10 protein-coding genes and 3 pseudogenes are annotated in these 21,043 nt (G+C 70.0%); 8 read left to right on the top strand and 5 right to left on the bottom strand.

Annotated elements, in window-relative coordinates:
* The first annotated feature begins 289 nt into the window (after nucleotides 1-289).
* Nucleotides 290-1,272 (top strand): annotated as a pseudogene (locus tag ACWD5O_RS27725) (LacI family DNA-binding transcriptional regulator).
* A 65-nt stretch (nucleotides 1,273-1,337) separates the two neighbouring features.
* Here ACWD5O_RS27725 and ACWD5O_RS27720 read toward each other — a convergent pair.
* Together ACWD5O_RS27720 and ACWD5O_RS27715 are read right to left on the bottom strand one after the other, a co-directional pair.
* Nucleotides 1,338-2,045 carry a SanA/YdcF family protein gene (locus tag ACWD5O_RS27720; protein WP_354968078.1) on the bottom strand — a complete coding sequence of 236 codons (708 nt, stop codon included), beginning with the start codon at nucleotides 2,043-2,045 and terminating at the stop codon, nucleotides 1,338-1,340.
* Nucleotides 2,046-2,097: 52 nt separating this feature from the next.
* The gene (locus ACWD5O_RS27715; protein ID WP_450087058.1) at nucleotides 2,098-3,471 is read right to left on the bottom strand and encodes a serine hydrolase domain-containing protein; all 1,374 of its coding nucleotides are present in this window, start codon (nucleotides 3,469-3,471) and stop codon (nucleotides 2,098-2,100) included.
* 340 nt (nucleotides 3,472-3,811) lie between these two features.
* Here ACWD5O_RS27715 and ACWD5O_RS27710 point away from each other — a divergent pair.
* From ACWD5O_RS27710 to ACWD5O_RS27695, 4 genes and pseudogenes are all read left to right on the top strand, one after another.
* Nucleotides 3,812-5,898 (top strand): annotated as a pseudogene (locus tag ACWD5O_RS27710) (cellulose binding domain-containing protein).
* 77 nt (nucleotides 5,899-5,975) lie between these two features.
* On the top strand, nucleotides 5,976-6,347 hold the full coding sequence (locus ACWD5O_RS27705; protein WP_450087057.1) for a hypothetical protein: 372 nt from the start codon (nucleotides 5,976-5,978) through the stop codon (nucleotides 6,345-6,347).
* Between the two features lie 802 nt (nucleotides 6,348-7,149).
* Nucleotides 7,150-8,038 (top strand): annotated as a pseudogene (locus ACWD5O_RS27700) (replication-relaxation family protein).
* 334 nt (nucleotides 8,039-8,372) lie between these two features.
* Nucleotides 8,373-8,564: a hypothetical protein gene (locus ACWD5O_RS27695; protein WP_354968082.1), complete on the top strand. Its 192-nt coding sequence runs from the start codon at nucleotides 8,373-8,375 to the stop codon at nucleotides 8,562-8,564.
* 446 nt (nucleotides 8,565-9,010) lie between these two features.
* Here ACWD5O_RS27695 and ACWD5O_RS27690 read toward each other — a convergent pair whose 3' ends face one another.
* Nucleotides 9,011-11,821: a M14 family zinc carboxypeptidase gene (locus ACWD5O_RS27690; RefSeq protein WP_450087056.1), complete on the bottom strand. Its 2,811-nt coding sequence runs from the start codon at nucleotides 11,819-11,821 to the stop codon at nucleotides 9,011-9,013.
* Nucleotides 11,822-11,986: 165 nt separating this feature from the next.
* Here ACWD5O_RS27690 and ACWD5O_RS27685 point away from each other — a divergent pair, with 165 nt between their 5' ends.
* Nucleotides 11,987-12,382: an effector-associated constant component EACC1 gene (locus tag ACWD5O_RS27685; RefSeq protein ID WP_450087055.1), complete on the top strand. Its 396-nt coding sequence runs from the start codon at nucleotides 11,987-11,989 to the stop codon at nucleotides 12,380-12,382.
* Nucleotides 12,383-12,482: 100 nt separating this feature from the next.
* Here ACWD5O_RS27685 and ACWD5O_RS27680 read toward each other — a convergent pair whose 3' ends face one another.
* Entirely contained in the window at nucleotides 12,483-13,826 is a 1,344-nt protein-coding gene (locus ACWD5O_RS27680) for a glycoside hydrolase family 18 protein (protein ID WP_387327284.1), read from the bottom strand.
* Nucleotides 13,827-13,972: 146 nt separating this feature from the next.
* Between ACWD5O_RS27680 and ACWD5O_RS27675 the strand changes: the two genes are divergently transcribed.
* On the top strand, nucleotides 13,973-14,857 hold the full coding sequence (locus tag ACWD5O_RS27675; RefSeq protein ID WP_450087054.1) for a bile acid:sodium symporter family protein: 885 nt from the start codon (nucleotides 13,973-13,975) through the stop codon (nucleotides 14,855-14,857).
* 50 nt (nucleotides 14,858-14,907) lie between these two features.
* Here the strand turns inward: ACWD5O_RS27675 and ACWD5O_RS27670 are convergent, their stop codons facing one another.
* Entirely contained in the window at nucleotides 14,908-15,327 is a 420-nt protein-coding gene (locus ACWD5O_RS27670) for a PPOX class F420-dependent oxidoreductase (protein ID WP_450087053.1), read from the bottom strand.
* A 772-nt stretch (nucleotides 15,328-16,099) separates the two neighbouring features.
* On the opposite strand from ACWD5O_RS27670, the gene ACWD5O_RS27665 reads away from it, so the two are divergent.
* Complete coding sequence (locus ACWD5O_RS27665; protein ID WP_450087052.1) at nucleotides 16,100-21,043, top strand: RecQ family ATP-dependent DNA helicase; 4,944 nt, start codon at nucleotides 16,100-16,102, stop codon at nucleotides 21,041-21,043.

Genomic DNA, 21,043 nt, shown 5'->3' with positions numbered 1-21,043 from the left:
GACCCTCGACAAGTCCCATCATCCCAGCCCAGAGGGCATTTTCACGTTCACGACCCGCCACCACCGCCAGCCTTCATGAAGGCGCGAGGCTAGCCGCTCTCTTCGCAATTAAACAGAGACCTTGACCAGTGTGGAAACGACTCGTAGCGTGCCGGCCATCGATTGATAGTACCGGTGAAGCACCGGAAGTTCCGGAGACGGCCTTCGAACCATCGAGCCGACCTGAAGACTCCAGCCAGACGGAGGGCCGACCGTGGGCTCCGACAACCACCGAAACGTCACCATCGCGATGATCGCGCGGTTGGCGGGTGTCTCCGTGCCCACGGTCTCCCGGGTCATCAACGGCCGCTCCGACGTCGCCCCCCGCACGCGAAAACGGGTCGAGGAACTCCTCACCCTGCACGGCTACCGCCGCCGTTCGCCCGTCAAGGAGACCGATGCCGCCCTGATCGACCTGGTCTTCAACGACCTGGACAGCCCATGGGCGGTGGAGATCATCCGTGGGGTGGAGGACGTCGCCCTGGGCAGCGGCGTCGGCACCGTCGTCTCGGCCATCCACTGGCGCATCTCCTCGGCGAAGCAGTGGCTCGCAAACATGCGCGCCCGCTCCACCGACGGGGTCATCTTCGTGACCTCGATGGTGAACCCGCCGCTCCAGGCCGAGTTGAGCCGGCTCCATCTCCCGGTGGTCATCATCGACCCCGCCGGCATCGACCCGCAGGCGGCGCCCACCATCGGCGCCACCAACTGGGCGGGCAGCCTCAGCGCCAACCAGTACCTGCTCGGCCTCGGCCACCGCCGCATCGGCTTCGTCGCCGGTCCACCGCACCTGATGTGCAGCCGGGCCCGTCTGGACGGCTACCGCGCCGCCCTCGGCGCCGCCGGTATCGCTGTCGACGACGCGTTGATCCGCCCCGGCAACTTCTACCACGAGGCGGGCTACACCGCCGGTACGCAACTGCTGTCCCTGCCCGACCCGCCCACCGCCATCTTCGCCGCCAGCGACCAGATGGCGCTCGGCGTCTACGAGGCGGTCCGCAAACGTGGCCTACGGGTGCCCGACCCAGCGTGGTCGGCTTCGACGACCTGCCGGAGGTCCAGTGGTGCTCCCCGCCGCTGACCACGGTCCGCCAGCCCCTGGCCAAGATGGGCATGCTGGCCGCGCGTACCGTGCTGCGGCTCGCCGCCGGCGAGACGATCGAAAGCCCGCGCGTCGAACTCGCCACCGACCTCATCGAACGCGACAGCGCCGCAGCACCCCGGCACCGCTGACGGTACGCCGCTCGGGACCGCCGGATCCGCGTCGCTGGGTGGGGCGGCCAGGACCGCGACCCTCGTCAACCCTTGCGAAGAGCGTCGTCGACGCCGGTCTCGCGGCGGCCGAGAAGGGCCGGGTCCCGACCGGAGAGCAGGTCCAGAGCCGCCTTCAGGCAGGCACCGTACTCGCGGGTGGAGCTGACCCGCCACGGTCGGGCGTACCGCTTCACGGTCTCGTCGCCCACGCCGTTGGCGTCGATGCCGAGGCGCCTGCACAGAGCCACGGCGCGGGGTAGGTGGAAGGACTGGGTCACCACGGTCGCGCGCCGCACCCCGAAGATCCGTTCCGCCCGCGCGCACGAGTCGTACGTGTCGAAGCCGGCGTGGTCCAGCACCACCTGCCGCGCCGGCACGCCCCGGTCGACCAGCCAGCGCAGCATCGCCCCGGGCTCGTTGTAGTCGGCGTTCATGTTGTCGCCGGACACCAGGATCGCTCGAACCTTGCCGGCGTCGAACAGCCGCCGCGCGATCTCCAGCCGGGCGGCGAGGAACGGTGACGGCTCACCGTCCGCCTGCACCTTGGTGCCCAGGACCAGGGCGACCGGCGCGTCCGGCACACCCGCCTCGCTGTAGATGTGGTCATCCGCGTCACCGCGAATCCACACCACGCTGGCCAGGGTGCCGCCGCTCAGCAGCACCACACCGGCGACCAGCACGAGGAGGACACGGCGGACGACCCGTCCGCGCTCCCCGTACCACCGTCGGACCGCACCGATTCGTCCCCGCATGCCGCGGGATTATTCCTGCTCTGCCGGCCCTGTGGTGCCGCGGGCGCGCCCCTCAGAGGATCTTGGCGAGGACGTCGCCGACGGCGGCGCGTACCGGATCGGGGTTCGCCCAGCTCCAGTTGGGGTGGGCCCGGTTGGTGAGCAGGACGAGGACGAGTTTGCGGTTCGGGTCGACCAGGAGGGACGGCCCGGCGAAGCCGGTGTGGCCGAAGGTCTCGGGGGAGGCGAGCCTGCCCATGAACCAGGGTTGGTTGAGGACGACACCGAGGCCGTGGGCGGCGGTGCGGTTGGGGTGTTCCGGGTCGATGGCGGGCTTCCCGGCGTTGTGGTTGGTGAGCATCTGTCGAACGGTGGCGGCGGCGAGGATGCGCTTGCCCTGGTATGTGCCGCCGTTGAGGAGGAGTTCGCCGATGGCGGCCAGGTCGGTGGCGCTGGCGAAGATGCCGGCGTGACCGGCGACGCCGCCCAGGTGGTTGGCGACGTCGTCGTGGACGGTGCCGCGAAGGAGGCCGCGGGACGAGCGGGCGTCGGTGGCGACCAGACGGGTGGCCTTGGCGTCGCTGGACAGCCAGGTGTTGGGGTTGAAGCCCGTGTCCCGAAGGCCGAGAGGCCCGGTGAGATTGGTCTTGAGAGCCTGCTCGAGGCCCTGAGCGGTGACCTTTTCCACGATCTTGCCGGCGACCATGAGCCCGACACTGGAGTAGCGGAACGTGTCCCCGGGCACAGCGCCGGAGACCAGTGGGGTGGCGAGCACGGCGTTCCAGCGGGCCGCGTTGTCCGGCAGGCCGGTGACCTTGGCGCCGACGGGGAGGCCGCTGGTGTGGGTGAGCAGCATCTCGACGGTGACCCGGTCCTTGCCGGCGCCGGTGAAGGCGGGCAGGTAGTCGCGGACGGGGGCGGCGAGGTCGACGCGCCCCTTGTCGACCTGCTGCAGGAGCAGGATGGCGGTGTAGACCTTGGTGACCGAGGCGAGGTCGAAGATGGAGTCGGGGCGCATCGGAACGCGCTTGCCAGCCGAGAGGAGTTTCGGGCCGGCCGCGTAGCGGAGCGCCTCCCCGAGAGCGGTGTGCACGGTCGTCTTGCCGTTGACCTGGACGACGGCGACGGCACCGGGGAAGCCGCTGTGCTGAAAGGTCTGCGGCGTGGCGGGCAGGTGTTGCCGGAGCAGCGCGGTCACGTAGCGGGCCTGTTTCGCTGGGATGCTGCCGCCGCCGGGGGCCGCGCCGTGGTTCGCCGTGCCGGGCGCCACCGAGGGCTTCCCGGCCGGGCCGAACCCCGCCCTGTTGCCGGCTGCGTCGGTCACGGCCACCGCATCGCCCGGGTCGGTCCCGCCCGCGCCCAGTCCGCGCTTGTCATCGCAGCCAGCGAGGGCGGAGGTTACGGCGGCCAGGCCGGCCCCGAGCAGCGTACGACGGGCGACAGACATGCCCGTGATGGTGGCAGCCGACCCGCCCGCACGCCACCCCGCCGGCGGATCCGCTCGCACACGGCAGGAGGGTGGGCCGAAAGGCTCGGACCTGCACTTGAGGTCGTCGGATCGGCGTGACATTCTTGGCCGTCGATGATTTGTCGCGCGCGCGGGGCTGACGCCCGTCCATGGGCAGCCGGGATCCCTTGGTGGATTCCCGGGGGACGGTGACACGAGCGATGGCATACCGGGAGCCGTCCGTCCACGAGTCTGCCCGCCACCACGCCGCGTCTCCCGTGCGACCGACCGGTCCGAGGCTGGGCGACTCACTGTCGTTCTCCGCAAAGGAGCCCAGCCAATGCCGTACCCGAAAACCCGCAGGGCCCGGCCCGCCCGATCCCGTCACACGGCTCTCCTGGCGAGCCTGCTGCTCGCCGTGGGCGCGCTCGCCGGCGTCAACCCCCGACCGTCAGCGCGGCAGCTGACCCGGTTGCCATAACCGTGAACGCGCGGGCGGGGTTGGCGACCGTGCCCGATACCGCACTGGGCGTCAATCACGCCATCTGGGACCAGCACCTGGGCAGCGCCGAGACGTCGGACCTGCTGCGCGACGCCGGCGTGCGGATGTTGCGGTACCCCGGCGGTTCGTACGCCGACATCTACCACTGGAAGGACCACACGGCACCCGGCGGGTACGTCGCACCGGGGACCGACTTCGACACCTTCATGGCCGCGGTCCAGCGGGTCGGCGCCGAACCGATGATCATCGCCAATTACGGCACGGGTACCGCGGCCGAGGCCGCCGACTGGGTGCGGTACGCCAACGTGACCAAGGGCTACGGCGCGAAGTACTGGACGGTCGGCAACGAGAACTACGGCAACGGCCACTACGGATCGGCCTGGGAGGCCGACGACCACCCGGACAAGAGCGCGACCCAGTACGCGAGGCTGGTCATCGAGTACGCCGATGCGATGAAGGCGGCCGACCCGAGCATCAAGGTCGGCGCGGTGCTGACGATGCCGGGCAACCGGCCGGACGGGATCACCGCCGGCGCCGACCCGGGCCCCTGGAACCAGACCGTGCTCTCCCTCGCCGGCCCGAAGATCGACTTCGTCGACGTGCACTGGTACCCGGGTGGCACGGCCGCGGAGTCACTGGCCCGGACCAACCACATCCCCGACGCGGCCTACCTGCTCCGGCAGCAGCTCACCCGGTACGCCGGCCCGAACGCCGCGCGCATCGGCATCAGCTTCACCGAGTTGAACGTCGACGCCGGCCGGACCACCCAGCCGGCGGCGCTCTTCCTGGCCGACGCCTACAGTGGGCTGCTGGAAAACGGCGTCTTCACCGTGCAGTGGTGGAACGTGCACAACGGCATCGGCACGGTGTCGGAGGTGGCGGGCCAGACCGACTATGGGGACTTCGGGATACTGTCCAGCGGCGCCTGCACGGAGGACGGCTCGGTGTGCGAGCCGCCGCTGAACACACCGTTCGCGCCCTACCACGGGCTGGCCATGATGAACGTCTTCGCCAAGGCCGGCGACCAGTTCGTCCGCGCCGGCACCGACCAGTCGCTGGTCAGCGCCCACGCGGTCCGCCGGGCCAACGGTGACCTCGCGGTGCTGCTGGTGAACAAGGATCCGGACACCGCGCATCCGGTCACCATCGACTACGCCGGGTTCACCCCGTCCGCCGCCGCGCCGACGGTCTCCACCCTCACCAACGGCGCGGCCGGCATCGCCACCAGCCAGTCCGGCTCGGCGACCAGTCGGACGCTGCCGCCGTACTCGCTGACCATGCTCGTGCTGCGCCCGACCGGCGGCACCGCCGGGCGGCCCGCGGCGCCGGGCCAGCCCACGGCCAGCGGCGTCACCGACCGGTCCGCGACGATCTCCTGGCCGGCGGCCACCCCGGGTGGCAGCCCGATCGCCAAGTACGAGGTGTACCGGCAGAACGGGGCGATCAGCGAGCAGCTCGGCGAGACCAGGGCCACCTCGCTCACGGTCGGCAACCTGGTGTCGGGCAGCAGGTACACCGTCAACGTGCTGACCCGCGACACCGCCGGCCGGGTGTCCTGGTCCTCACCGCCGCTGACCTTCGCCACCGGCAGCCCGGCCGAGAGTGCGTGCACCGTCCGCTTCACCACCAACAGCGACTGGGGCAACGGCTACATCGGTAACGTCGAGATCATCAACAACGGGACGAGCCCGATCAACGGTTGGACGCTCATCTGGCGGTGGCCCACGGGCTGGCAGCAGGTGAGCAGCGGCTGGAACGCCACCTGGGAGCAGGTCGGCGCCGCCGTGCGGGTCACGCCGACCGACGACAACCGACAGATCGCCGCCGGCGGCAGCGTGAGCGCCGGCTTCGTCGGCGCGTACAGCGGGCCGAACGTGCTGCCCACCGCGTTCACCCTGAACGGCATCCTCTGCACGAGCGGCTGACAGGGCCACCGTGGCCGGCCGGCCCGTTCGCCGGGCCGGCCGGACCACGGCACGGCCAGCCGGGGGTGTTCACGCATGTGCATGACGTCGCGGCGACGCATGGCCAGCTGGGCTGGCTGGCCTGGGCCGACGCGGTCGTGCTGGAGTTGACGTCGATCGCCGCCGGTTTGGAGTTGCGCCGCCACCGGCGCTTAGGCACCAGCGTCGCCTTCCCCGCCACGGTGCTGACGTTGGTGGTGTTGCTGTCCCTGGCCGCGCAGGTGGTGGAGGCCGAGGCGTCGGTGATCGGCTGGATCGCCGCCGCGCTGCCGGCGTTCCGATTCCTGGCGATGATAGAGATCGCCCTCGGCCGGGACCCGACCCCGGACCGCTCGGCCCGACCGGACCGCTCGGCCCGGCCGGACCGCTCGGCCCGGCCGGACCGGGCCACGACCGGCGCTCGTCGCTGACACGTTCGTCTCGGACCCTAGCGAGACGGTCCGGGACCCCATTGCCGCGGTCCCCGCCGCTGCGGACCGGGGCCGGACGGTCCCGGACCGCCGGGACCACGAGGCGGCAACCGGCGACGGCGGCCCGCAGGTGGCGGCGCTGGTCCCGGCCGCCCGGACCGCCGCCCGCGCCCTTACTGTCGAGAAGACATCGCTATCCCGCAAGGCCCTCGCCGGACAGCTGCGCCTGGACGGGCATCAGCTGTCAAACGCCACCGAATCGGCGCTCGTGCGCGTCGAGATCACTCCACCGGCACCGACCGCGCCGGAACTGCCGCGAATGGAGGCGCGTGACCGAACCACGAGGTCCTCTGTCAGCCCGGGTCGCCGCTGTCAGACCAGTTCTTTCGTCTGGCAGCAAGCCGGCGACCTGACAGAACCTGGCAGAACCTGACAGAACTGTCACCGCGACGTCGCCCGCCGCGGCTGTCTGGGCGCAGCAGCGAGGGCGCGCATCGAAAGCCCATCCGCATTCCTGATCGAGGAGCTTCACGCATCATGACCCTGCACAACGACCATCACCTGCGTCGCCAACGCCGTCACCGACCCGGCTCACGCAGACTTTCAGCGCACCGTTACGCCTGACGCGGTGTGACCCGCCGTTACGGTGTCGATGTCGGTCCCCGTTTCACCGTCCGCCTTGATCCCGACCCCCAAACGGACCCCCCGTACTCGCTCACAGCCCAGGTCAACACCACTCTCATCGCTCCTGATCGGCTCCAGACACACCCTCATGTGTGGGGTGTCCCCCCAGGGGACGCCCATGCGTAAACCGCTACCGGCTCCGGACCCGCTGCTGCGTCTACAGGCCAGCATCACCGCCCGCGACGACCGCCTCCTCGGCTGGCTCTACGACCATGGAGTCCTCACCACCGATCAGATCGGCGCCGCACTGTTCCCGTCCCTGGACTTCGCCCAACGCCGGCTACGCCGCCTCACCGTCCTGCGTGCGACAGACCGGTTCCGACCCAACCGGGCCTACGGCGGCTCCTACCCGTACCACTACGTCCTGGACCAGCTCGGCTACGACCACGTCCTCGCCCAACGCGGACTCGGACGACCACGCCGGGACCAGGCCCGCCGCCGAAAGCAGTCCCTGACCGCCCGGCCGGACCTGCCGCACCTGCTCGGCGGCAACCAGTTCTTCATCGACCTCGCCGCCCACGCCCGCACCCACACCGACACGGCCCTGGACCGGTGGCAGCCCGCGTCCGCCTTCCACGAGCCCGGCGTGTTCTACCGCCGAGGCGGCAACCCGCAGATGATGGTCCACGGACCGACCGGGCTGCCTCGCCCCGACGGCGCCGGGGTGTGGACCGAGCACGGACGGTCCGTGCCGTTCTTTCTCGAGTACGACACCGGCCGCGAACGCCTCGACATCCTCACCGAGAAAATCGCCAAGTACGAACGGTCTACGCCATGAGCACCTGGACTGACTGCGCCTCGCACTCGGCGCCAGCCCCGCCCAGCAGATCTGGCAACTGACCGGCCGCAGCACCGGCAGCCACCGCCTCATCGACCTGCCCTACAGCGACACCCACCACGACGACGAGTTCCCGGCCCACACCTCTTCCCGCGTGAACGAGCGGCAGCCTGATGGCCCAGGCCAGGTGGGGCGTCACGCGGTCTGCGAGGCCGACACGCCCGCGTGACACGACCGCCCCCACACCGCCGCACTTGGGCGGCGGTAGGCGGCGGCCGTCGACCGCCGTACGGCCCTACCGGGCGAGACAAGGGCGCGGGCAGCACACAGCCAGCGTCACATATCGGCGACCACGCCGGTACTCACCCATCTGTCAGCACGGAGCTCCGGCGACAGGCCAGCGATCCAACCGCGCACTCACACCAGCCACGCGACGTGACAGATCGCGTGAGTCGCGACCCCGTTCGCTTCCGCAGCCACCGGAGGTACTCTCCGCAGCCCTCGCCCCTGTCGTCGGTTCATCGCTGTCTGAGCGAGCGGCACAACCCGGCTGATCAACCCTGGTGCCAGTTCCCAGGAGAAGGGGTCCGCTGACCCGCCTGGTCAACGCCGTCATGATGGCCGGGGTACGCCTCGTGCTGGCCCCGAGCAACCGGTCCGCCGCCGTGGCCCACAACATCGCCCTCGAAGCGGGCCAGTACATCGCCGGCCCACCCGGTCGTGGCCACCTCTGCACCGGCGATGCCCAGTGCTGATGCAGGTAGCAGCATGCGGGTCACCCCCCACGTCCCGGCGTCGCTTGACGCGGGCCGCGAGCTGGATCGCGGCGGCCGCGCCCTCGTGGACGATCGACACCGGCGCAGGAGCCGATTGGCTTCCCTGGCCGTCCCCACGGAGGGTCCCATCCTTGGTTGAGACGCTGTGGAGCTGATGTCACCAACGATTCACCCGATCGCCCTGCCCGCCTGAATCGTTGGCGACATCAGCTCCACAGGCTCCGAACGCCACTACCGGCCCCCAGGTCGGCCTGGTCGTCAAGGGCAACATCCCGTAGCCCAGCCGGGCCTCGGCTGCGGGTCACTGCCGAAGGTCAGCTCCACCGACCGGAGGAAGATCGGGCGCCGGCGCATCCGGAACCGGCCCCAGAACGCGCCGAAGCGCCCGCCCCGTCGGGGCGGGCGCTTCGCTGTGCAGCGATTCGTCAGCCCACCACCGACCGCAGCGGCACCTTGGCGTCACGCAGGGCGCGCACCAGATCACTCGCGAACGGGTGTTCGTCCACCTGGAGTCCCTGCGGGTTCGGGATCACCACGTACGCCGAGCTGCCCTTCGCGGACGCCAGGGCGTCCGTGGTAAAGCGTTCGACGATGGCCCGGGTGCGCGGGAGGTCGCCCGCCGCCACCTCAATGGTGATCGGCCGCCACCCGCCACCCAGGTCCGCCGCCACCGGCGCGGCGGCAGCGCTGGTGCGCGCTGGGTCGATGCCCGGCGTGCGCCGGGCGTCCGGCGCGGTAGTCGCGCCCGCCGGGTAGAGCAGCGCGTTGGCCACCAGGTGCAGACCATTCTCGTTGTACGCCCGGAAGAGCGGGTTGAACGCGAACAGCACCGCCCGACCGGCGCCGGTCGGCTCGTCGACCAGTGCAGCCGTCCCCTTCAGCGCGTCGCCGCCGACGGTGTAGCCGTTGGCCCAGAAGGTGTCGCCCGCCGGGTAGCGGAGCACGTTGGTCCCGGTGGTGCTCGGGTTCAGGATCGGGTCGCTGTTGTTGAACTCGAAGTCCTCCTCCGGGCGGCCCAACGCGACCGGGCTGTCGTGGTCGACGTCGACCCGCAGATGCGAGCCGATCACCTGGTACCCGGCCGGTTTTGGCTTCTCGGTCGTGGAGGTGAGCCCGGCCGCCCGAGCCACCCGGGTGCCCTCGTTACGCAGCCCGATGTAGGTGTGGCCTTGCGCGACCCAGTCGCGCAGGTTGGCCTGCCCCGCGCCGGTGAGGCCACCGGTCGGGCTGCTGCCGTCCGGCACCAGCAGGACCGTGCGTCCGGTGAACGCCTCGGTGTTGTCGTTGATGTCGGCCGTGGTGACCGGCGTGAGGTCCAGCCCCCACCGCTTGCCGAGCACGTACCGGGCCTCACCGTGCGAGCCTGACGTGGTGGAGATGCCGGTGCCCTGGAACAGCCCCACGTCCGGCAGGTCGAGCGGGGTCCCGCTGGCGCGCCCGCCCGGGGTGAGGGTCACCCCGAACGAGTCGGCCAGCTCGTCGACCGTACGGCTCAGCCTGCTCGCCGGCAGGGCCACCGCGCTGGTCTTCAGGTTGCGCACGAGCGGCACCCCACGGCCGAGCAGGGCGAACGTGAACTCCGCGGCCGCCGCCGAGTCCAGCGGGTACGTGTACGAGCCCCAGGGCCACGCCGGTCCACTGCGGCCGCCGGAGATCTCGCGGACCAGCTGCGCCTTCGGCCGGACGTTGTCGCCGGTGTAGATGGTGGAGACACCCATCAGCAGCGGGTTGCTCCAGGAGGACACGTCGTAGAAGTAGGGGAAGGGAACGTACGGGTCCTCGCCCATGATCGCCTGGATCCAGTGTTTCTGCGGCTGGTCCATCGGGATCCAGTACGCGCCCTTGGGCACGGTCACGTTGGTGGCCGTCCGGCCGCCGAAGACCCGCGCGGTCGGCACCCGGGTCGGCTTCTGCACCTCGTACACCTCGACGTCCATCCGGCGCAGCCGCTCGACGAGCTGGCGGACGTCGGCGAGCTGCCGGTCGGGCAGCAGGAAGTACGAGCGGATCTTGATGTCGGGCACCGGGAACTGGACCTCGTTGGTGGGCTGGACCACCTCGTTGGGCTCCAGCGTGCCCGCCCTGCCCTGGGCGAGCGCGTCGGTCCAGATGTCGAAGTAGTCGGTCAGCACCTCGTGCTTGTTCGCCGCGGCCCAACCGAGCGTCGCCCACTGGGTGTTGAACTGCTGCTGGACCCGGTCGGCCACCGCCGACGCGCTGCCCTTCTCGTACGTCATGCCGGCCGCGCCGAAGCCGGTGGTCGGCACGGTGTCGCCGTAGCCCATGAAGAACATGTCGTACGTGTCGTAGTTGAAGTAGCACTCGATGCTGTCGTCGTCGACGCAGGCGCCGTTGTAGCCGAAGCCGGCCTTGTTGGCCTCGCCGATCCGGTTGATCCAGTCGACGGCCTCACCGGCGATCTCGTGGTGGATCGGGTCCGCGTTGGGCGGGAAGAAGTACTGGCGGCCACCCATCTCGTGGGCGTCGATGAAGACCTGCGGCGGGTATCGGCGCAGGAGTTCGAGCTTGCCGTCGGTCTCCTGCTGGGTGCGGGCGAACCAGTCCCGGTTCATGTCGAAGCCGAACTCGTTCTGCCGCCTGGTCGCGTCGCGGCCGTCCGGGTTCTGCGTCGGGACGATGACGGTGACCAGGTTGTCATTGCGCTTCACGACCGCGCACGACAGGCCGGCGGCCAGCTCGTACAGCGTCTTGAGCGCGGCGTCGGTGCCGCTCTTCTCGCCGCCGTGCACGTTCGCGGTGACCCAGACGATGGCCGGGCTGTCCTTCGCCGTCCGGGCGGCCGTCCTCGCGCTGGTCCGGCGTGGGTCCCGCAGATCCCGCACGTCCTCGGCGATCCTGCGCAGCTCGGACGGCCGGACGTTGCGCTCGTTGGACACCACCGCGTACGGCAGCGGCTGACCGAGCACGCTGGTGGCCATCACCCCGGTGGCGACCCGGTCGGAGGCGCCGTCCACCGCTCCCAGGTAGGTCCGGATTTCGTCGTTGGTGACGACCCGCTCCTGACCCGCGCCGAGCGGGAAGCCGAGCACGGTCTCCGGGGCGGGCACGGTGCTCAGGCGTGCCGTGGGGTCGGTGCTGCACTGGGGGGACTGTGCCGCGCTCGCGGCGGATGTGCCGCTGAGCAGGGGAATCGTGCCGAGCAGGAGTGTGATCGCGGCGGCACTCGCCAGCCGCCTCGTGGGGACCGTCCAGGACGGACGCATCGATGGGGCCATGTCTTTGTTTCCCTTCTCGGGAAAAGCCTCGCAGTGGCCGGAGCCTATGAATCGCGGATACCCGGGTCAAGGTCTGATCGACTTTGATGATTGCGTGGGGTGCCGGCGGCGGCGCTGGCTGGCAGGATGGCGGTGTGCGGATGTCTCGCCTGGAAGGAGGAGACGGTGCTGGCCTCTCAGGAGACGATCACGCTGTCGGTCTTCCCCGATCTTCCATCTGCCGACGCTCGGCGTTCTCTGGCGTCCTGGCTGCGGTCCGAGGACCGGCTTCGCGAAAAGGTGACGGCGGCGCCCGCCGCCGGTTCGACGACGTCGTCCGACGACACGTCGGCGGAGGGCACGGACGTGCTGCTGGTGGCGGTCGACAGCGGCGGGGCTGTCATGGTGCTGGTCCAGGCGATCGCCGGCTGGTTGACCCACCGTCGCGAGGACGTGACGGTGAAGCTCACCCGTCCGGACGGATGGTCGGGGGAGTTGGACGTGCCCCGGGCCCGTGACATGGACGAGGTGACCGCGCTCATCGAGGCCGCGGTACGCGCGGTGGCATCCGAGCAGGGGTAGACCGAGCTGATCGATCGCGGTCTGGCGCACGGACCACCGGCCCGCCGCCGACCGATGAGTCGGTCGACGACGGGCCGGGGGACTGCCGCAAGCGATACGCCTACCAGGTCGTCAGCCCGAGGCCGATCGTCTTGGTCAACGTGGCGTTGTCGTCGTCGCCGTCCAGCGACCAGATCATCGCGCCGGCCAGGCCGGCCCGCCGGATGTAGAGCGTCTTCTGCAGCACGACCGCCGGGTCGTCGTACGTCCAGAACGTCGTACCGTCGAACAGCCAGGCGTGCCCGGAGCGCAGGTCGCGGTGCACGGTGTAGCCGTTGCCGGCCAGGGTCTTGAGCTTCTTGTAGTCCTCGTACCCGGCCTCGAAGGTGGCCGGCGCGGGCGCGGCGGCGGGTTTGAACAGGCCGTTGCCGCCGCCGGTGACGCCGGTCCAGCCGCGACCGTAGTACGGGATGCCGAGGACCAGTTTGTCGCGCGGCGCGCCGCGGGTGATCCAGCCGTCGATGGCCACCTCGGCGGAGAAGTCCGGGTTGTCCGGAGCGCCCGCCGGCACGCGTAGCGCGGACTGCTGGTTGGTCACCGCGTCCCAGCCGCCGTGGAAGTCGTACCCCTGCACGGTGGCGAAGTCCAGGTACTTGAAGATCTTGCGGCCCTCGTACCCGGCGTCCATGGCTGCGGGGTTGGCCGGCAGGAACGCGGTCAGCGCGTAGTGCTCGCGGGTCGTGCGCCCGTACGCGTCGAGTTGCCGGCGGAATTCCGCGAGCAGCTTGGTGAAGTTCTCCCGGTCCTCCGGGCGGATGACGTTGCCCGGCTCACCGGCCCAGTTCGGCCACTCCCAGTCGAGGTCGATGCCGTCGAAGACGCCGGCGGCGGCACCCGGCCCGCCCGCGGCGCCGTCACCGCCCGGCAGGTTGCCCTTGAGGTAGAGGTCGATGCAGGAGGCGACGAACGCCTTGCGGGAGGCGTCGGTGAGGGCGGCGTTCGAGAAGTACGTCGACCAGCTCCAGCCACCCAGAGAGATCAGCACCTTCAGATCGCGGTGCTTGGCTTTCAGCTTGGCCAGTTGGCCGAAGTTGCCGTTGAGCGCCTGACCCGGGGCGTCGGCGACACCGTCGACGCTCTCCTCGGCCGGCACCGGACGCTGGTAGTCGGCCCACGCGTCACCCTCGCCCGGCCCACCGTCGACATAGCAGCGTCCGTCCTCACTGACGTTGCCGAAGGCGTAGTTGACGTGGGTGAGGCGACTCGCGGCCCCGGAGGTGTCGAGCTTCTTGACCGGGAAGGCCCGGCCGTAGATGCCCCACTGGGTGAAGTAGCCGACCCGGTGGTAGCCGGCCCGGCGGTCGGGTTTGTCGCCCGCGCTCGCGGCGGTTGGCGGGGCGGCGGTGATCAGCATGGCCGCAAGGGCGACGACGGCGGTCAGGCGGCGGTGGCGGAATGGTCGCATCGGCACACTCCCACGAGGAATGGAGCGGAATTAGTTAAGAGTCTTGCCTGATTGATGAAGTTAAGCCGATCACCGTCGACGGTCAAGAGCCGTCCGGCCACATGGGGGATGGCGGAGTCATTACCGGGTGGTAACGATGTTGTGTCATGGACTCAGCCCTGACTCTGATCGGTCTGCCCATCGCCCTCGGCATCATCATGCTCGGCCTGGGTCTCGGACTGACCATTGCGGACTTCCGCCGGGTCGCCCAACATCCGAAAGCCGCCGTCATCGCGCTGGTGTGCCAGGTGCTGGTGCTGCCGGCGCTCTGCTTCGCCCTGGTCCTCGCCTTCGACCTGGCGCCCGAACTGGCCGTCGGGATGATGCTGCTGGCCGCTTCCCCCGGCGGCACCACGGCCAACCTCTACAGCCACCTCTTCGGCGGCCACGTGGCCCTGAACATCACCCTCACCGCCATCAACTCGGTGCTCGCCGTGTTCACCCTGCCGATCCTGGTCAACCTGTCGGCGGCGTACTTCCTCCCCGACGGAAGGAGCCTCGGCCTGCAGTCCGACAAGGTGCTGCAGGTCTTCGCCATCGTGCTCGTCCCGGTCGCGATCGGCATGCTGATCCGCGCCCGGGTGCCACACGTCGCCGAGCGCCTGAACCGCCCGGTCCGGATCCTCTCCGTCGTGGTGCTCGTCGCCGTGATCGCCGGCGCCGTGCTCGGCGAGCGGGAGAACATCGCCGACTACTTCGTCTCGGTCGGCCTGGCCGTGCTCGCGTTCAACCTGCTGAGCCTCGCGATCGGATACGGCGTGCCCCGGCTGGCCGGGGTCGACCGGAGCGCCGCCACCGCGGCCGGGTTCGAGATCGGCATCCACAACAGCACCCTGGCCATCACGATCGCGCTCAGCCCGGCACTGCTCGACAGCACCCAGATGGCAATCCCGGGTGCCGTCTACGGCATCGTCATGTTCTTCACCGCGGCGGCCTTCGGCTACCTGGTGACCCGCCTCCGCGCGCCGGCCGCCACCACCGTGCAGCCCTGACCGTGAGGTCGCTGGCCCGGCCGCCGGTGCCGCCGGCCGGGCCGTGTCGGTCAGCCGACCTGGTTGTTGTCCTTGAGTGAGCCCCAGCCGTGCCACCGGTCGATCTCGATCAAGGCACTGACCCGAGCGCGCTCCCGCCGGGGATACGCGTTGCCGGTGTAGTGCTGGGACAACCGGTCGATGTCCGCGAGGCCCTCGTCGGCGCGCAGTTCGGCGACGTGCCCGATGATGCTGACATGGGTGTACCAGCCGGCCTCATCCAGGACGGTGAGGGACACCCGAGGGTCGTTCCGGACGTGCTCCAGCCGGCGGCGACTCTCGTCCATGTTCACCAGGATCCGGCCGTCCTCCCACAGGTACCAGGTGGCAGCGGACACCGGCTGACCACCGTTGCGGAGCGTGGTCATGACGGCAGGGTTCGGCTTCTGCAGCATGGCGACCGCGGCCTCGGGAAGCGGTGGCTTGGACATGAAGTCTCCTCTTCGCGTCAGGGGGTTACCCCTGCACGTTACGCACCCGCCGGTCCGCTCCTGTCCGAATGGGGCGCATGGCCGGCTGAGGTCGGCGGCGATTGTCGATGTACCTCGCGGGGAGCTGCGCGCGACGGGGGACCGAGTAGTCGCACGAAACGATCATGACGGGCGCTGGTGGGCTGGATTGTCTGAGCCGGCAGGAGCCTTCCCAGGTCGACTCGGGGCAGCTCGGCGGCAGCTCGGTTGGTCGAACCCGTCCATCCGGAGGATCCCGACCGCCTAAATCGCTGCATACGTTGAGTCAGCCCATGACCTCGCTGGCGGGTGCTGACCAGCCTCTGCCAACGTTGTCATCGGTCGCCGGCTCGAAAGCGGGCCGGATATGCGGCGGCCCGGCAGGGCGGGCCATGTCGCGGCTCAGATCCTTCGCTGCCGCAGCTTTCGGGGGCAGCAACGGGGGAGTGAGGCTATGGGAACGCGGGCGCTACCCCCGAATGTCGCCGCAGCATCTGACGTGATCGCACAACGAGGGCCGCTCACGCCCGACGAAATCGCCGACGTCCTTCGGGAAAGTGGCATTGTGCTGAGCGCGGCTCGACTGGCGAAATTGCCGGAGCGCTTTCCCTCGGCGTTCGTCACCGATGACCACGATCGCCTGAGCCTTCCACCTCGCCCGTCCTTCGCCCCCGACCCGGACACGGCATCTGCAACTGCGAAGGTCGTAGACGAGGCCGCACTTGCGTGGAACAGGGTTGACCCACCAGCAGCGATGCCGCTGGAGGATCTCGTCGTCGTGGTGCCGAGGCCATCGGTGCACCAGAAGGTGGAACTGGCCGTCGTACGGATGCGTGACGGCGCGGCGCGGATCTTCAGCGCGAGTCCGACCCGATCCGATGAGGTACGTGAGTTCATCGTCGGGGCTGCTGGCCTGGTCGGATACTGCCTGAGCAGTGACCGCTGGTCTCACCTGCCAGACGACATCACCGGCAGCCTTCCTGATCTCCGAGCTGATCTGCGGATACTGGCGCTGCTTCATGAGCCCGCCCGACCGACCGGCCGAATGAGCGAGATGTGCGCGGTCTTCGGTGTCGAGCAGGGGGACGATGATCCGCTGAGCGACGCACTCGCCCTCGCCGCTTGTCTCCGGGTTCTTGTCAGCCGGGTCGACGGCTCTGATCCGTCGTGGCAGGTTGCCCGGGCCTGTCTCGTCGCGGGCGGATCGGACCTTGCTCGACTGTTGCCCGAGGCTCCAATGCCGGTGAACATCCGGGACCTACTGTCCTGCGCCCCGGACCCCCTGCTCGACCCGGTAGCAGGAGCTCAGCACGGTACGGCCGCAGACGCCGTACGTCAGGTGTTCAGCCGCTTGGGTGAGCGAGGCTACGCAGCCCGGCCGTCACAGCGGGAGATGGCCGGGGCGGTGGCTGAGGTGCTCGACGCGGGTGGCCTACTCGCCATCGAGGCGCCAACGGGCACGGGCAAGTCCCTGGCTTACCTGACACCTGCCGGTCGGGAAGCCGGTCCGGGTCGACCCGTCGTGGTCGCCACCGCAACGAAGGTCCTTCAGCAGCAACTGCGACGGGATGTGACTCGGCTTCGAGGCCAGGGGCTGTTCCATGCCCCGTTCCGTCAGCTCTTCGGGGTGTCCAACTACCTCTGCTCCCGGGAGATCGCCGCGGCGTTGGAGTCGTCCGATGAGAGCGCGGGCACTGACCACTGGCTGGCGTTGGCCGTCGCCGTCCGAGCGCTCGCCTTCGGTGAGACGGGGGTGTGGGATGACGTTGCGGACGCGGACGTCGCGGGCGGACGCCCCGACTATCGGGGGCTGCGGGACACCCTGCGAACCGACGCCGGGTCCTGCGAACGATATGACTGTGCATGGGCTGACCGGTGCCCGTTGTTCACACGACTTGCCGGGATGCGCGAACGGCCTGGCGTCGTCGCGGTCAATCATGCCCTGATCGCAACCTGGGCGAAGCTCGCTCAGCAGGGTCAGCGGAGCCCGGGCGATGTGCTCGCCGAGGGCCGTGGTGACCTGGTCTTCGACGAGGCACACGAGCTGGAAGACTCGTTGACGGCCGCGTGGACGGAGGTCGTCGGCCGGCGCGAGCTTCTCGGCCTGGCGGCGAGGCTCGACGGCAGGAGCGGACTCGACCGGCACCTACGCCGGCTCGGCGCTGCCGGAGTTCACCTGCGCCGAGAGCGGACCTTGCCGGCCATGGCTCGACAGCTGCGGCAGGACTGCGACCGGTTGACCGACGCCGTGCAGCGGTATCTGCACGAGTACGGCGGCGTGCACCGCTCCGCGGTCCCGCAGTCAGGGGTCGTGCACAGCCGACCGGAGTACCGGCAGCTCGTCGAGGAGGTACGGCAGATCACCCGCGGTTTGCGGGACCTGGTTGCCGAGCTGACGGTGTTGGAGACGGGTGCCCGCGCGCAGGTGGCCGAGGCGAGCGGCCGCGCTCGGCTGCTGCTCAAGGCCGTGCTGGTTCGCGTCGCCGGCCTGGTTCGCGCCGTCCGGGACGCCGGTGCGGTGCTCGGGCGGCTCCGGGACCTGCCCGATGAGCATCTCTGGGTCTATCGACTCTCCGGCCAACTTGGCGCCGACACGGAGTCTGCAACAGAAGCCGAGGCTGCTCCTATCCCCGTGTCCGCGGATCAGACCACCTGGAGCGAATGGACCTTCGAGTGCATTCCGGTCGACGTCGGTCCGGCGTTCGCGGATGGCATTGTCCGACCGGCGCGCAGCGTCACCCTGACCAGCGCGACCCTGACCACTGGTGACAGCTTCGACTACCTGAGTGACCGGCTGGGGATTCGGGTAGAACGGGGCAGCGGCGAGCCGGGCGTCTTCGACGGGCGACAGCTGCGCAGCCCGTTCGACTACGCCACCCAGTCCGCGGTGGTCCTCACCAACCACCTGCCCGTGCCGGTGCCCAGTCAGGAACGGGAGTTCGTCGAGGAGTTCGCCCGCGACCAGGTCGGTCTGCTGTCGTTGACCGGCGGCCGCTCGATGACGCTGTTCGCCGCGCGTCGCCGGATGGAGGCCGTGGCCAGCCTGGTCCGGCAGCGGTCGGAGCCGCTGGCCGAGCGGGGTGTGCACCTGCTTGTGCAGGGCGAGGCCGGCCGGGCCGAGATCGCCGACCGGTTCCGGTCCGAGCCGGGGAGCGTCGTGTACGGGCTGCGGTCGTACTGGCAGGGCTTCGACGCCCCCGGTGAGACGCTCAGCTACCTGATCATCGAGAAACCGCCGTACCCGCATCCGGATGACGCCGTGGTCAGTGCCCGGGCCCGCGCGATCGCCGACCGTGGTGGCGATCCATTCCTGGATTACCTCGTACCCAAGACCGCAGTGCAGCTGGCGCAAGGCTTCGGTCGGCTGATTCGCAGCGAGACCGACCGGGGTGTGGCGCTGATCTGCGACCGGCGGATGCAGTCGCCTGGCAGCGCCAATCGGATACTCCTCTCCTCCCTGCCCGGGCCTGCGATTCACCACGCGATCGACCGCGACGACGCCTGGCGCTTCGCCGTACAGTTCGTCACGGGTGAGCAGCCGGACCTCACAGCCGCGTTGTCGCTGGCCCGCAGCGACGTGGATGCCACCCTGGAGCGATTGCGTCTGGCGCCTGGAGAGGATCCGGAGCCGAAACTTCGCGAGGGCGCACGGCTGCTCTTCGGCGTGCACGAGCTGCGCGAACCGCAGCTGCAGCTGATGCGGGCTCACCTGGCAGGCGACGACACCGTCGGTGTCCTGCCGACCGGCACCGGAAAGTCGCTCTGCTTCCAGCTTCCGGCCCTGTTACGCCCGCAGGACCGGGCGACGGTGGTGGTCAGTCCGCTCGTCGCGCTGATCAAGGACCAACTGGATGACCTGCGGGGCCGCCGTGGACTACGGGGCGTTCAAGGCATCACCGGCAACACCCCCGCCGCCGTTCGTAACGAGATCCTGCGGGACCTGGCGACGGGAAAGGTGCGGCTGCTGTATGTCTCGCCGGAGCGGCTCGTGCGGGATCCGGTGCTCAGGGTGGCGTTGGAGCGGCAGGACCTGGCCGCCCTCGTCGTCGACGAGGCGCACTGCGTGAGCGACTGGGGGCACGACTTCCGGCCCGAGTTCCGACGGGTGTCGCGGGCGGTGGCGCACCTGGGCCGGGCCCCACGGATGGCGTTGACAGCCACGGCCACAGAGCCGGTGTTGCAGGACATCATCGGCACCCTGGAGCTCACCGACCCGGTGGTCGTCACCCGACCTGCCGATCGCCCGAACCTCCGCTTCCAGGTGACCAAGGTGGGCGCTGAACGAGAGCGGGCCCGCGAACTGCTGCGGATCGCGACGGCGATGGGATCGTCACCGGGCATCGTGTACGCCTCCCGGCGGGCGGTCACCGAGGAGGTGGCGGCGCTGCTGCGTCGCGCGGGACTGCGGGCCCGGCACTACCACGCCGGAATGGTGCCGGAGCAGCGCGAAGCTGTGCAGGACGACTTTCTCGCCGGCACCACCCAGGTCATCGTCGCCACCAAGGCGTTCGGCATGGGCGTCAACAAACCCGACGTCGGCTGGGTGGTGCACTACGACCTACCCGAGTCGCTGGACGCGTACGTACAGGAAGCCGGCCGGGCGGCGCGCTCGGCCGACCTGCGGGGCCAGTGCGTCCTGCTGTACGGCGGTGGTGATATCGCCCGTCGTCGTGCCCAGGTGGCCGACACGTCCGACGACGTCCGGTTGGCGCAGGCTCGGCGTGTGCTGAACCTGCTGCTGACGCAGCGCCGCCGAGGCGAGGACGTCGTGTTCGACCCGGAGGAGTTGGCCGAGGCGGTCGCGGTCGAGCCGGACGAGTTGAACGTGGTGCTGGGCTGGCTGGAACGTGCCGGCGCGGTGGAACAACTTCCGGACTGTTCGGCCCGGGGCACGGTTCACGTCGGGGTCCGGGAACCGGCGGACCAGGGGGAGCGACGTCGGTTCCGCGAGCTGTCCGTGCTGTTGAAACTGCGACCGCAGGTGGGCAGCCGAATCGACTTCGACCGGCTTGAGGCGGACCACGGTGTCGACCCCGACGCGTTGGAACGCGATCTCGTGGCGTGGTCGCTGGACCGCCTCATCACCTTCTCGTCGTCGCAGCGGTACCGCAGGCTGCGGGTGCGCAGCCGCCAGCTGGCCAGCGAAGTGTTGCAGCGGGAGATCCGGCGGTGGAACGCCTGGCAGCGTCGGCAGCTCGACGCGATGCTGTCGTACCTCGGTGGCGGGTGTCGCCGTGCGGCCATGGTCGCCTACTTCGGTTTTCCGTCGTACTCGTGCGGTGCTGAGCACGAGGCCTGTGACAGCTGTGGGGGGACTTCCCCGTGGCACGACCTTCCCGCGTCGGCGGTGCCCGACCCCGAGCAGTTGGTCAACGTCGAGCTGACGGTCCTGCAGGCGGTCGGGTGGGCCTCGACCCTCCGGACGGGCCGCTACGGCGCGGTCGGGCTGAAGGCCGCGGTCCTCGGCGCGGAGATGCTGGCCGGGGGGCACCCCATCGGGGCCGGTCTGCGTCGGTGCCCCCAGTTCGGCGCGCTACGTCACGTGCGCGGCGCCGACCGTCGCTGGGAGCAGGCGGCCGAGCAGTTGGTCGATGCCGGGCTGCTGGTCCGCGAACAGACCACGCGGGACAGCAGGAGTTACATGAGTCTGGTCATCACTGATGCCGGGCGGGAACGGTTGGGAGGCCGGCGTGGGTGA

The sequence above is a fragment of the Micromonospora sp. NPDC005161 genome (assembly GCF_053599855.1).
The sequence above is the reverse complement of the archived record's forward strand: the minus strand, read 5'-3'. Positions and strand labels throughout refer to the sequence as shown.